The organism is Arthrobacter sp. TJ-263 (assembly GCF_058269155.1).
In genome coordinates this window covers 1,069,082-1,082,675 of sequence record NZ_JBZCNE010000001.1, presented here as the reverse complement: position 1 = coordinate 1,082,675, position 13,594 = coordinate 1,069,082, and the positions used below count along the sequence as shown (strand labels likewise).

The following is a 13,594-nucleotide window of genomic DNA, read 5'->3' as shown; positions in this document are numbered from 1 at the left end:
CAGTTCGGTGCAGGAGCCCATGCCGAACCTCACCCTCGCCCAGGCACGGCGGATCGCCCTCGCCGCCCAGGGACTGCATCGCCCACGCCTCGAGAAGCCCTCGTCCCCGCGCGCCGTCGCGGCCGCCGCACGGCGACTGCAGGTCATCCAGATCGATTCGGTGAACGTCCTCACCCGATCCCATTACCTGCCCCTGTTCTCGCGCCTCGGCTCGTACGACCGCGCCGGGCTCGATGCCCTCCACTCCCGCTCCCCGCGCAGGCTTGTCGAATACTGGGCCCATGAGGCGAGCCTCGTGCCCCCCGAGCTGTTCCCCCACCTGAAGGCATGGCAACGCCGGACGTGGATGGGGGCGGACAGCGTCCCTGCTGCCCAGCGCGAGTCCCTCGAATCCGCGGTCCTCGATCTCCTCGGCAGGGGGACGCCGCTCACCGGGTCGAGCGTCCAGCGGCTGCTCGGCGGGGACGACGCACGCCCCGCCGACGGTTGGGGGTGGCGGTGGACCGCCGCGAAGCGCGTGCTCGAGGATCTCTTCGCCCGCGGCGAGATCGGCTCCGCCGGGCGGACGGACCAGTTCGAACGCCTGTACGCCCCCATCGCGCGCGTGCTGCCCGACGCCGCCCTCGCCGTCGCCTCCCCGGACCGGACGGAGTCCCTCGCGGTGCTGGCCGAGCGGGCCGCGGGAGCGCTCGGCGTCGCGTCCGCGCGGTCCGTCGCGGACTACTTCCGCACCCCCGTCCGGGAGACGCGATCCGTCCTCGATGCCCTGGTGGGCGCCGGGGCGCTGGAGATCGTGACCGTCGACGCAGGGGTGGAGCCGTGGTACCTGCACCCCGCGGCGGCCCGCCCGCGCCAGGCACGGGGGAGGGCGCTCCTCAGTCCCTTCGACTCGCTGGTCTTCGAGCGGGACCGGCTCCACCGGCTCTTCGACTTCCACTACCGCATCGGGATCTACACGCCCGCCGCACGGCGCACCCACGGGTACTACGTGCTGCCCTTCCTGCTGCGCGACTCCTTCGTCGCGCGGGTGGATCTCAAGGCGGACCGCGCGTCCGGGCGGTTGCTGGTGCGCGCCGGTCATGCGCAGCCCGGCGCTCCCGCCGACACCGCGGTCCACCTCGCCGACGAGCTGCGCCTGCTGGCGCGGTGGCTGGAGCTCGACGACGTCGTCGTCGAGGACCGTGGCGACCTGGCATCCGCGCTGTCCGGGCAGGTCGGCAGGCTACTGTGAGCGGACACGCAGTTCCGAGTCGCTGCGGCGTGCCGCAGGGGAACTGAACCGGGGGGCCGAACGTCTCTCCCGTAGACTAGAGACGCCATCTTTGGGCAGCATCAGATTGGGAGCAAATACCAGTGCCATCACTTCTTGAACGAGTTCTACGCACCGGCGATAAGAAGACACTGAAGCGACTCCGGAACTACGCTGACGCGATCAACGTCCTCGAGGACGAATTCCGCGAGATGTCCGACGCAGAGCTGCGCGGGGAGACCGACCGGCTGAAGAAGCGCCTCGCCGACGGCGCGACCCTCGACGACCTCCTTCCCGAGGCCTTCGCCGCCGTCCGTGAGGCGTCGAGCCGCACGCTCGGCCTGCGCCACTTCGACGTCCAGCTGATGGGCGGCGCAGCCCTCCACCTGGGGAACATCGCCGAGATGAAGACCGGCGAGGGCAAGACCCTCGTCGCCACCGCGCCCGCCTACCTCAACGCCCTGAGCGGCAAGGGCGTGCACGTCGTCACCGTCAACGACTACCTGGCCGAGTACCAGTCGGACCTGATGGGCCGCGTCTACCGGTTCCTCGGGCTGACGAGCGGCTGCATCCTCTCGAAGCAGGACCCCGCGACACGCCGCGAGCAGTACGCCGCGGACATCACGTACGGCACGAACAACGAGTTCGGCTTCGACTACCTGCGCGACAACATGGCCTGGAGCGCCGCGGAGCTCGTGCAGCGCGGCCACAGCTTCGCGATCGTGGACGAGGTCGACTCGATCCTCATCGACGAGGCGCGTACCCCGCTCATCATCAGCGGCCAGGCATCGGGTGACGTGAACCGCTGGTACAACGAGTTCGCGAAGGTCGTCCAGAAGCTCACGGTCGACGCCGACTACGAGGTGGACGAGAAGAAGCGCACGGTGGGCGTCCTCGAGGACGGCATCGAGAAGGTCGAGGACTACCTCGGCATCTCCAACCTGTACGAGTCGGCCAACACGCCGCTCATCGGATTCCTGAACAACGCCATCAAGGCCAAGGAACTCTTCAAGCGGGACAAGGACTACGTGGTCCTCAACGGCGAGGTCATGATCGTCGACGAGCACACGGGACGCATCCTCGCCGGTCGGCGCTACAACGAGGGCATGCACCAGGCGATCGAGGCGAAGGAGGGCGTGGAGATCAAGGCGGAGAACCAGACCCTCGCCACCGTCACGCTGCAGAACTACTTCCGCCTCTACGACAAGCTCTCGGGCATGACGGGCACCGCCGAGACGGAGGCCGCCGAGTTCATGTCGACCTACAAGCTCGGCGTCGTCCCGATCCCCACGAACAGGGAGATGGCGCGCAAGGACCTCTCCGACCTCATCTACAAGAACGAGGTCGCGAAGTTCGACGCCGTCGTCAAGGACATCGTGGAGCGCCACGAGACGGGGCAGCCCGTCCTCGTCGGCACGACGAGTGTCGAGAAGAGCGAGTACCTGTCGAAGCAGCTCGCGAAGGCGGGCGTCCGCCACGAGGTCCTGAACGCGAAGAACCACGCACGGGAAGCCGCGATCATCGCGCAGGCCGGCCGCAAGGGCGCCGTCACCGTCGCCACCAACATGGCAGGTCGTGGCACCGACATCATGCTCGGCGGCAACGCGGAGTTCAACGCCGTCGCGGCGCTCGAGAAGATGGGGCTCGACCCGGCGGACAACCCGGAGGAGTACGAGACCCGGTGGCCCGAGGCCCTCGAGGCCGCCAAGGAAGCGGTCAGGGCGGAGCAGGAGGAGGTCCGTGACATCGGCGGCCTGTACGTGCTCGGGACGGAGCGCCACGAGTCGCGGCGTATCGACAACCAGCTGCGCGGCCGCTCCGGCCGCCAGGGCGATCCCGGACGGTCCCGTTTCTACCTGTCCCTGACCGACGACCTCATGCGCCTGTTCAACTCGGGCGGCGCCGAGCGGATCATGAACAGCGCGACCATGCCCGACGACGTCGCGCTGGAGTCGAAAATGGTGTCGAAGGCGATCGAGAGCGCCCAGGGCCAGGTCGAAGGGCGCAACGCCGAGCAGCGCAAGAACGTCCTGAAGTACGATGACGTGCTCAACCGCCAGCGGGAGGCGATCTACGGCGACCGCCGGAGGATCCTCGAGGGCGACGACCTCAAGGAGAAGGTGCAGTTCTTCCTGGAGGACGTCATCACGGCGATGGTCGACGAGGCGACGGCGCAGGGCCACGGCGACGACTGGGACTACGACATGCTGTGGACGAACCTCAGGACGCTGTACCCGATCACCCTGACGGCCGACGAGGTCATCGAGGAGGCGGGCGGGAAGTCGAAGCTCACCCGCGACTTCCTGCACGACGAGATCCTCTCCGACGCGAAGCTGGCCTACCAGGCCCGCGAGGAGTCCCTCGGGGAGCAGACGGTGCGCGAACTGGAGCGTCGCGTGGTGCTCTCGGTCATCGGGCGGAAGTGGCAGGAACACCTCTACGAGATGGATTACCTCAAGGAGGGCATCGGCCTCCGCGCGATGGCGCAGAGGGATCCGCTGGTCGAGTACCAGCGCGAGGGTTTCATCCTCTTCCAGGCGATGATGGAGTCGATCCGCGAGGAGAGCATCGGCTACCTGTTCAACCTCGAGGTGGAGGTTTCCGCTCCGGTCCAGACCGGTCTCCCGGGAGTCACGGACGGCCGCGGCGTGGTCCAGGCGCCGACGATCAAGGCCGCCGGCCTCGAAGCGCCGGCCAAGCCTGCCACACTCAACTTCATCGCGCCCAACGCGCAGGGCGAGGCCGAGGTGCACGTGGAGCGGAACCGGGCGCAGGCCGCGCCGTCGGGCGGCAGGAAGAACAAGAAGAAGTAGTCAGCCGATCTCGAGGGCGGTGACCCGCCACGCTCCGCGCCGTTGCTCTATCCGAAGAGCGACGGCGCGGACGCGTTTGCGGTCGAAGGCGACCACCGCGGCCTCGTACACGCCCGGGCTCACGGGGCAGACGCGGGCGGATCGGATCACGACGCACCGGTGGGTGCTTTCCGGGACAGCCGCGCTGCGACCGGGCGGACGAGCGTCGATGCAGCGCACCAGGTTGGCGCGCAACTGGAGTCGTTCGTAGTTCTCGGCATCGAGCCAGCGGGCCATCTGCTGCAGGGGGCGTGATCCGCCCAGCACCTCGAGTGCGCCCTGGCAGACGGACCGGGCGATCCCGGCGATCCGATACTCGACCTCCGGCCCAGCACGGCCGGCGGCGTCCTCGTCCCGCAGCGGTCCGGGGGTGGACCCGGGCCCGCTGACCGGTTCCGCCGGTGACCTGAGCGGAATCATCGTGGCCCGCGCGTCGGCTGGACGGGGAGGGGCCGCGAGCAGGGGCCGCGGTGCCCCGCTCGCCTCGGCGAGCCGGGGAGCTGCGGGACGGAGGTGGGTGACGGCGTTCATGCTGGTTCCCTTCGTGGACTGGCTGGTGGTTCGGTCACCGGATCACGATCCGGTGGGCGCCTGCAGGACCGTGCCCGGGAGGAGGAACGACGGATCGTCCCCGACGACGGCGCGGTTGGTGGCGTACCAGAGGGGCCATGCCTCGGCGATGTCCGAGGCGGTCGCCAGCGGTCCGAGCCGGGCGGCGACGATCGACCACAGGGAATCACCCGGCGCGACGACGACCTCCTCCCCGCCGACGACGGTGCGGCTCTCCCTCCGCAGCAGTGGCCCGCCATCGACCTGCATCGGCACCGGTTCCCATGCCGGTGACACGGGCGCGGGCGCGGCGTCGGAAGACCCCGAAGGCGTAGCGGGTGCGGGTGGCTCCGCCCCGTGCCGTGGGTTCTGCCGGCCTGCGTCGGACGATCCCATGGGGGGCACCCGGTCCGCCGGCCCTGCATCGACCGGGGACAAGCCGCCGTGGACGGCCGGGGCGGATGAGCGGGCGGCGGCGGTCGCCGTCAGGACATGCTCCGATCCGCCCGCGGCGGCGGGCGCCACGGCCGGGACGGCGAGGAGGTTGGCGCCGAGGAGTGCGGCGGCGAGGCGTCGCATCATCGCGGGGGCGCACCGGGAGGCGAGAGCCGCCATCGCGGACGGGCCGCGTCGCTTCAGCAGTTCCGCGAGCACCGCCACGACGAACAGGAGGACCCACACGCCGACGACGGCGAGTCCGATCCCCGAGAGTGCCGCGCCGAGGACGCCCTCCAGGTCCGGTCCGCCTGGCGCCGGCCCGCCGACGAGCAGGGCGGCCCCTGCCCCTGAGCAGGCGATCCCGCACCCGAGGATCATCCCGGCCTGGATTGTGTCCGACGTCCGCATGGCATCGCTCCTCATCAAGTGACTTAGTTTGATTGAGTTTGATGCAGTTTGTCCATACTCGTGAAGTTGAACTGTGGATAGTTCCGATTGACGCCGGACCCGAGTGGTCCTAGGTTGGGCGGATGCGCTGGGATGCCCTCTTCGACGACCTCGAGTCGCAGCTCCAGGCCATGGCGGACACCGTCCAGGAGGGTGAGATCAGGGAGCGCACACGCTCGGAGCAGTCGCGGCTGACCCTCGCGCGGAGGCTGCTCGGCCAGACGGGCCGACCGCTCGGGATCTCCACGCGCGGCGGCCGGACGCTCGAGGGAACCCTCACGAACGTGGGGTCGGAGTGGATCGCCGTCGCGGTGGAGGGGCGGTCCGTGATCGTGCCGCTGGCGTCCCTGCACCTGCTCCGGGGGATGGGACGCGGCGCCGGCCAGCCGCTGTCGGGTGTCGGCGCCCGACTGGGACTGGGCTCGGCCCTGCGGGGACTGTCCCGCGACCGGGCGCAGATGACGCTCTGGACCGTGTCGCCCTCGGCCGGATACACGGGGATCATCCACAGGGTCGGTGCCGACTTCATCGACGTCGGGACCGCCGGGCCGGACCGCGACAGGCACCCCGCGCAGGGGAGGGAGGTCCTGACGGTCCCTTTCGCATCCATCGACGCCGTCGATGCGGTCGGAACGGCGGACTGAGCACGACGCCGTCCGTCCGCACCCCGGGGCGGCGCGGGGCCTCTCGGGAGCGATCAGGCCGGCGGGACGCTCCCGGCGTCGCTCCTCAGCGCTGACGCCGTCTTCTCGTACGCTCTGGCGATGTACTCCTCGAGGACCCGCGTCTCGACGCGCCACTGACCCCGGCCGCCGACCTGGATCGCCGGCAGCTCCCCCGATCGTACGAGGGCGTACGTCTGGGAGGAACTGATGTTGAGCACCTCGCCCACGTCGGCGAGGGTGAGGAAACGCCGCTCGACCACGGATCCGCCTTTCCTTCTCGTTCGGGGTGTGCATCCAGTCTGCCACCGCTGCGCGCGATCGCCGTAGTTCTCCACACGTCGACCCCGGGTATGGTCCACCGGTTCCCTTGGGGACTGTCGTGCACAACAATGACTTGCGGGGAGTGGGGCCCGATCGGGGCCCCACCGGTCGAGTGGGGGACGACAGTGAGTACCGACGCGCGTGCCGTGCAATTGCCGGGCGAGGCTCCACGGCTGCGGAAGCCGTCCTGGAGGGATCCGAGGCTGCTGATCGGACTCCTCCTGGTCCTCACGTCCACCGCCGGGGTGATCGCGCTCCTGGACAGCCAGAACACGACGGCGCAGGTCTACTCCGCCCGCGAGGACATCGCGGTGGGATCGAAGCTGACGGAGGAGGACCTGGTGGCCGTGCCGGTCCGTCTGGGCGACTCGTCCGGCGCCTACCTGCCCGTCGCCGGGGGCATTCCCGACGGAGCGGTGGCCACACGGCTCGTCACGCAGGGAGAACTCGTCCCCGCTGCCGCGATCGGCAGTGCCGACGCGCTCGATCGCAAGCCGGTCGGGCTCACGGTCGAGGACCCGCTGCCGAGCGGAACCGCGGCGGGGGACAGGGTGGACGTCTGGGTCTCCCTCCGGAGCGACATGAATTCCTACGAGGAACCGCGGCTGCTCCTCGAAGCCGCGGAGGTGGCGGAGCTGACGGTCGGGGAGTCCGCCCTCGGAGCGAGTTCCTCCACGCTCGTCCAGGTCCTCGTGGGGGACGACGCGATGCCCGAACTGCTGGGCGCGCTGTCGAACGAGGCCCGGATCGCCGTCGTCCTGAACCCGGGGGCCGGTTCGTGAGCATCCCGGTCATCACCCTCGGAGCGGAGGCGAGTGCCTACGTGCCCGGGCTGGAACAGCTGCGCGGGCCCGTGACCGTCGTGCGTCGCTGCGCGGAACTCACCGAGCTCGTCGCCGCGTGCCAGAGCGGCCTCGCGCGTGCGGTGATCATCGCGCCCGGTGCCGCCGAGCTCACCGCATCCCTCGTCGACCGCCTGCGTTTCACCGGGGTCGTCGTCGTCGCGCTCTGCGACCACCTGCCGGGAACCGGCAGTCCTGGCGTCGACGGAGTCGAGTACGTCGAGGCGACCGTGGAGCCCGCAGCGCTCGCGGCGGCCGTCGCCCGGGCGGTGGGACGATTCGAGGCCGATCCCGCCCGCCCGCAGGGTTCCCTCGCCTATGCCGATCCGCTGGGCCTGCCGGACGCCGCGGCGGTGCAGCCCGTCCAGGTGGCGGAGGAGCCCGGCACCGGGCGCATCGTCGCCGTCTGGGGGCCGCCGGGCGCCCCGGGGCGCACCACCGTGGCCCTCAATCTGGCCGCGGAACTCGCCGCGGCGGGCAGCTCGGTCCTGCTGATCGACGCCGACACCTACGGAGCGAGCATCGGCGCGTCCCTCGGACTGCTCGACGAGTCGGCCGGGCTCGCGCAGGCCTGCCGTATCGCCGACCAGGGGCGCTTCGACGGCACGGCGCTCGGCCGGATCGCGGTGAGCGTCGCGGTGAAGGGCGGGCGCCTGCGCGTGCTGACCGGCATCACCCGCCCCGACCGGTGGCCCGAACTGCGGCCCGCGGCCCTCGGCAAGGTCCTCGAGGCCGGACGCTCCCTGGCGGAGGTGACCGTCATCGACTGCGGCTTCTGCCTCGAGGCCGACGAGGAGCTCAGCTTCGACACGCTCGCGCCGCGCCGCAACGGGGCCGCGCTGCGCTGCCTGGAGGTCGCGGACACGGTCGTCGCGGTCGGCGCGGCGGACACCATCGGCGTGCCGCGCCTGGTGAAGGCGCTCGCGGAACTCGGCGATGCCGTCCCGACGGCGACACCCCGCGTGGTGTTCAACAAGGTGCGGGCGGCAGCGGTGGGCCGAGCTCCGGAGACGCAGCTGCGGGAGGCCTGGGAGCGCTTCGGGCCGACCTTCGGGATCTCCGCCTTCCTGCCCATGGACCATGCGGCGGCGGACCGGGCGCTGCTCGCCGGGACGGCCCTGCTCGAGACGGCGCCGGGCTCCCCGCTCAGGCTTGCGATCGCCGACCTCGCCGACGTCCCCGCCGCCGGGGAGGCGCGGCGCCGCCGGCCCGGAGGGCGGCCGCGCAACGTGAAGTTTCCGGGTATCCCCGCTAGGCTTCCACGGTAAGAGGTCGCAACGGAGCGGCCTTTCATTTCGTTACGGAGGCCCTTCCCATGTCGTCTGGATCCAGGACAACGGATCAGTCAAGCTCGGACACGTCACGGGAGGATTTCGTAGAGCACTACTTCGAGCATCTCGCGCGCGAGGACGCCGTCGGGTACCTCCCCACCGATCTCCACCAGCGGGCGTTCGCCCACCGTGACCTCGCCGAATCCCGTGGGCCGGGAACGGCCGCCGTCGGCGTCATGGATCAGGGCACCTCGAGCGTCGTCATGATCGTCACCGACGACATGCCGTTCCTCGTCGACTCGGTCACGGCCGAGCTCGTCCGGCAGAACGCCGCCATCCGGCTGGTGGTGCATCCCACCTTCCTCGCGGTGCGCGAGGACGAGACCCACGCCCTCACGGCACTCAAGCGTGTCCCCTCGACGGCCGGGGCATCGAGTGGGGACACCGCGGCCCTGCCGGACATCGGCGAGCTCGTCGGCCTGGACGGACGCACCACGCACATCGAATCGTGGATCTCCGTCGAGGTCGCGCGACTGGCCGACGCCGCGACGAAGGAATCGGTCATCGACGGCCTCCACCGGGTGCTGGGCGATGTGCGTGCAGCGGTGGAGGACTGGCCCGCCATGCGGAGCACGGTGCGCTCCGTCGAGGCATCGCTCGGGTCGGTCGCCGGCGCCGAGCAGCTCCCCGATCTGCGCCAGGCGCAGGAACTCCTCCAGTGGCTCGACAACGGCAACTTCACGTTCCTCGGCTACAAGGAGTACGACCTCGTGACGGACGAGGACGGCGCCGATGCGCTCCTCGTCCGGGAGGGCAGCGGCCTCGGACTGCTCCGGCACGGCAGCGGCGGCAGGCACCTGCAGCAGCTCACCCAGGCGGGACGCGCGAAGGCTCGCGAACGCCGGGTCCTGGTGATCACGAAGGCGAACTCGCGATCGACCGTGCACCGCGCCGCGTACCTGGACTACATCGGCATCAAGAGCTTCGACGCCCAGGGCAACGTCGACGGCGAGCGCCGCTTCATCGGCCTGTTCGCGACCAGCGCCTACACCGGTTCGGTGCGCAACGTGCCCCTGGTCCGCGACAAGGTCGCCGAGGTGCTGCGCCGCTGCGGCTTCCCCTCGGACTCGCATTCGGGCAAGGACCTCCTGTCCATCCTCGAGACCTACCCGCGTGACGAGCTGTTCCAGATCGACGTCGCGGACCTGGTGTCCACGGCGCTCGGAATCCTGCGCCTGCAGGAGCGACGGCGCACGCGCCTCTTCCTGCGGCCCGATGTGTACGGCCGTTTCATGTCCGCGCTCGTCTACCTCCCCCGCGACCGCTACACGACCAGCGTCCGGCAGCGCATCGAGGGCGAGCTGCGCACCGCGCTCAACGCCGAGTCCATCGACTTCGAGGCACGGATGAGCGAGTCCGCGCTCGCCCGGTTGTTCTTCCGGATCAGGCTGCAGCGGGGAGCCGAGATCCCCGCCATCGACGCCGCCGAGCTTGAGGACCGCCTCGTCCGGGCGGCCCGCTCCTGGCCCGAAGGAGTGGTCGAGGTCGCCCAGCAGCGCTTCGAGCAGGACACCGCGCAGCGCCTCGCGACGCTGTGGGCGGAGTCCTTCCCTCCCAGCTACCGCGTCGACTACGAGGTCGAGGATGCCCTCGAGGACATCGCCCGGTTCGAGCGGCTGGCAGAGGCCGGCGACGGGGCTCCGCAGCTCAACGTGTACGTGCCGCAGCGACAGGACGCCGAGGACGCCCGTCTGAAGCTCTACCTGACCGGGGCGAAGAGCCTCACGCAGATCCTGCCCTACTTCCACAACCTCGGCCTCGAGGTGCTGGACGAGCGGCCCTTCGAGATCACCCGCTCGGACGACCGCTCGTTCTTCCTGTACGACCTCGGGCTGAGGTTCCCGACCGGCATCTCGCCGCTTGCCACCGCGTCACTGCTCCGCGACGCCTTCCGGGCGGCCGTGACGGGCGACAGCGAGTCGGATCAGTTCGACCGGCTCGTGCTCCGCGAGGAACTCGGGTGGCGCCAGGTCGTGATCCTCCGCGCCTACGCCAAGTACATGCGCCAGATGGGCAACACCAACTCGTACGGGTTCGTCGCCGACACCCTGCTCCGCAACCCGGCCGTGACCCGGGCCCTCGTGGCGCTGTTCACCGCACGCTTCGATCCGGACCTCCCGGGCGACCGCGATGCGGCGACCGACGCCGCCCGGACCACGCTCGAGGAGGGCCTGGAACAGGTCCCGACCCTCGACGCGGACCGCGTCCTCCGGACCTTCGCGAACCTCATCGAGGCGACGCTGCGGACCAACTACTTCCAGGACAAGCGCCACGTCAGCCTGAAGTTCGACACGTCCCGCATCAACGGTGCCCCGTTCCCGCGGCCCAGGTTCGAGATCTGGGTCTACTCCCCGCAGGTCGAGGGAGTGCACCTGCGCTTCGGCAAGGTGGCCCGCGGCGGCCTGCGCTGGTCGGACCGGCGCGAGGACTTCCGGACCGAGGTGCTCGGCCTCGTCAAGGCCCAGACCGTGAAGAACGCGGTGATCGTGCCGACCGGCGCCAAGGGCGGCTTCTTCGCCAAGCAGCTGCCCGACCCCTCGCTCGACCGTCAGGCCTGGCTCAGCGAGGGCCAGGCCAGCTACCGCACCTTCATCCGCGGCCTGCTCGACATCACCGACAACGTCATCACGAACGGCACCACCGAGACGGTGGCACCGCCGCCCCGCGTGGTTCGGCACGACGACGACGACACCTACCTGGTGGTCGCCGCGGACAAGGGCACGGCGTCCTTCTCGGACATCGCCAACGAGCTGTCCGCCGAGTACGACTTCTGGCTCGGTGACGCCTTCGCCTCCGGCGGGTCGGTGGGCTACGACCACAAGGCGATGGGCATCACCGCGCGCGGCGCCTGGGAGTCCGTGAAACGGCACTTCAGCGAGTTCGACGTCGACACGCAGACCGACGACTTCACCGTCGTCGGCGTGGGCGACATGAGTGGTGACGTCTTCGGGAACGGGATGCTCCTCTCCGAGCACATCCGGCTCCTGGCGGCCTTCGACCACCGCCACATCTTCCTCGACCCGGATCCGGACGCGGCGGCGTCCTTCGCCGAGCGGCGGCGCCTCTTCGAGCTCCCCCGATCGAGCTGGGAGGACTACGACACCACCCTCATCAGCGCCGGCGGCGGCGTGTACCCGCGGCAGGCCAAGTCCGTCCCCGTCTCGCCGCAGGTGAGGGAAGCCCTGGGCCTCGACGCCGGGGTCACGCGGCTGAGTCCACCCGAACTCCTGCGCGCCATCCTCCGGGCCCCCGCGGACCTGCTCTACAACGGCGGGATCGGGACCTACGTGAAGGCCTCCGACGAGACGAACGCCGATGTCGGCGACCGCGCCAACGATGCGATCCGTGTGAACGGCGGTGAACTGCGGGCGCGCGTCGTGGGCGAGGGCGGGAACCTCGGGATGACCCAGCGGGGACGCATCGAGGCCGCGCAGTCCGGGGTCGTCCTCAACACCGATGCCATCGACAACAGCGCCGGCGTGGACTGCTCGGACCACGAGGTCAACATCAAGATCTTCGTCGACCGGATGGTGCGGGCAGGGCGCCTGCAGCCGGAGGAACGCGCGGAATTCCTGCAGTCCATGACGGACGAGGTCGGCCGGCTGGTCCTGCAGGACAACATCGACCAGAACGTGCTGCTGCTCAACGACCGCCAGCGGGTCGTCGAATGGGGCCCGAGCTACGAGCGCATGATGGACTGGCTGGAGAAGACGGTCGATCTCGACCGGGACCTCGAGGCGCTGCCGAGCTCGGCGGAGCTGCGCAAGCGGATCGACGCGGGCCAGGGCCTCACCTCGCCGGAACTCTCGGTCCTCGCGGCCTACGCCAAGATCGAGCTCACCAGGGTGCTCTCGGCCAGCACCCTTGCCGACGACCCGTACTTCAGCGGCACGCTGCGGCGCTACTTCCCCCGCCAGCTCGTGGAGCGGTTCGACGACCTGCTCGACACCCACCCCCTGCGCCGGGAGATCATCTCGACCGTCGTCGCCAACGACATCATCAACATGGGCGGGATCACGTTCGCCTTCCGGGTGATGGAGGAGACCTCCGTCGCCGAGCCGGTGATCGCCCGCGCCTTCGTGGCCCTGCGCGAGATCTACTCGCTGGACGAGACCGTGGACGCGCTCGCGGCGTTGCCGGCGGACTTCCCCACGGACCACTGGTGCACCGTGCACCTCGACCTGCGGAGGCTCCTGGACCGTGCCGTGCGCTGGTTCGTCAACCACGTCGAGCCGGGCATCTCGGTCGATCAGAGCATCGACGCGTTCAAGCCGCTGATCGCCCCGTTCCGTCTGCACCTCTGCGAGTACCTGCGCGGTGGTGACCTGGAGCGGGCCCGCAGCTGGCGGGCGAGGGCGGCGGAGTGGCACCTGCCCGACGAGCTCGGCCGGCACTGGGCCGAGCAGTTCGAGTCCTTCGCCCTGCTCGACGTCGCGCACTCCACGCGCAGGATCGACGAGCCCGTGGAGAACATCGCCCGCGTCTACTACGCGGTCTACGACCGCTTCGAGGTCGACAACCTGCTGGAGCGGATCACGAAACTGCCCCGGACGGACCGGTGGCAGGCTCTCGCGCGGGCGGCGTTGCGGGACGACCTCTACTCCACCGCCGCGGACATCACGGTGGCGGTCATGCGCGCGTCCCAGGACATGCAGGACCGCGACGCGGGCGAACGGTTGCAGGCGTGGCAGGACCAGAACGAGGACCAGCTCGAGCGGGCCAGCAACATGTTCGCCGAGGTGAACATGCTCGAACAGGACGACATCTCGTCCCTGTCGGTCGCGCTGCGGCTCCTCCGCTCGATCGTCCGCTGACGGCCGTGGCCGGCGGGCGCGCCCGCGGACGGTCGCGTCCGGTCGGGAGTGACAGACTGGACCCCGGCATCCTCGCCGGAGGTCCT

Annotated in this window: 9 protein-coding genes; 6 read left to right on the top strand and 3 right to left on the bottom strand. The window is 70.3% G+C overall.

The window, feature by feature from the left end:
- Window positions 1–19 precede the first annotated feature (19 nt).
- Together AC4D2F_RS05090 and secA are read left to right on the top strand one after the other, a co-directional pair.
- Window positions 20–1,231, top strand: a complete 1,212-nt coding sequence (locus tag AC4D2F_RS05090; RefSeq protein ID WP_490909729.1) for a winged helix-turn-helix domain-containing protein — start codon at window positions 20–22, stop codon at window positions 1,229–1,231.
- Between the two features lie 122 nt (window positions 1,232–1,353).
- Entirely contained in the window at window positions 1,354–4,062 is a 2,709-nt protein-coding gene (gene secA, locus AC4D2F_RS05085) for a preprotein translocase subunit SecA (RefSeq protein WP_490909728.1), read from the top strand.
- Here secA and AC4D2F_RS05080 read toward each other — a convergent pair whose 3' ends face one another.
- Window positions 4,063–4,632 (bottom strand): Rv3235 family protein, encoded by a 570-nt coding sequence (locus tag AC4D2F_RS05080; protein ID WP_490909727.1) that lies wholly within the window; start codon window positions 4,630–4,632, stop codon window positions 4,063–4,065. It abuts the gene before it with no gap.
- A 42-nt stretch (window positions 4,633–4,674) separates the two neighbouring features.
- A complete protein-coding gene (locus tag AC4D2F_RS05075; protein WP_490909726.1) occupies window positions 4,675–5,496 on the bottom strand; it encodes a hypothetical protein in 822 nt (273 codons plus the stop codon).
- 122 nt (window positions 5,497–5,618) lie between these two features.
- Between AC4D2F_RS05075 and AC4D2F_RS05070 the strand changes: the two genes are divergently transcribed.
- Window positions 5,619–6,179: a hypothetical protein gene (locus tag AC4D2F_RS05070; protein WP_490909725.1), complete on the top strand. Its 561-nt coding sequence runs from the start codon at window positions 5,619–5,621 to the stop codon at window positions 6,177–6,179.
- 53 nt (window positions 6,180–6,232) lie between these two features.
- Here the strand turns inward: AC4D2F_RS05070 and AC4D2F_RS05065 are convergent, their stop codons facing one another.
- Window positions 6,233–6,460, bottom strand: a complete 228-nt coding sequence (locus AC4D2F_RS05065) for a helix-turn-helix domain-containing protein (RefSeq protein ID WP_104165888.1) — start codon at window positions 6,458–6,460, stop codon at window positions 6,233–6,235.
- Between the two features lie 186 nt (window positions 6,461–6,646).
- Here AC4D2F_RS05065 and AC4D2F_RS05060 point away from each other — a divergent pair, with 186 nt between their 5' ends.
- Genes AC4D2F_RS05060 through AC4D2F_RS05050 form a run of 3 tightly spaced genes read left to right on the top strand, consistent with a single transcriptional unit; the run spans window position 6,647 to window position 13,508 of the window.
- Complete coding sequence (locus tag AC4D2F_RS05060) at window positions 6,647–7,303, top strand: hypothetical protein (RefSeq protein ID WP_490909724.1); 657 nt, start codon at window positions 6,647–6,649, stop codon at window positions 7,301–7,303.
- Window positions 7,300–8,631, top strand: coding sequence for a CpaE/TadZ family protein (locus AC4D2F_RS05055; protein ID WP_490909723.1), 1,332 nt, complete (start codon window positions 7,300–7,302; stop codon window positions 8,629–8,631). The genes AC4D2F_RS05060 and AC4D2F_RS05055 overlap by 4 nt, the downstream gene beginning before the upstream one ends.
- A 47-nt stretch (window positions 8,632–8,678) precedes the next feature.
- Complete coding sequence (locus tag AC4D2F_RS05050) at window positions 8,679–13,508, top strand: NAD-glutamate dehydrogenase (protein WP_490909722.1); 4,830 nt, start codon at window positions 8,679–8,681, stop codon at window positions 13,506–13,508.
- Window positions 13,509–13,594 lie beyond the last annotated feature (86 nt).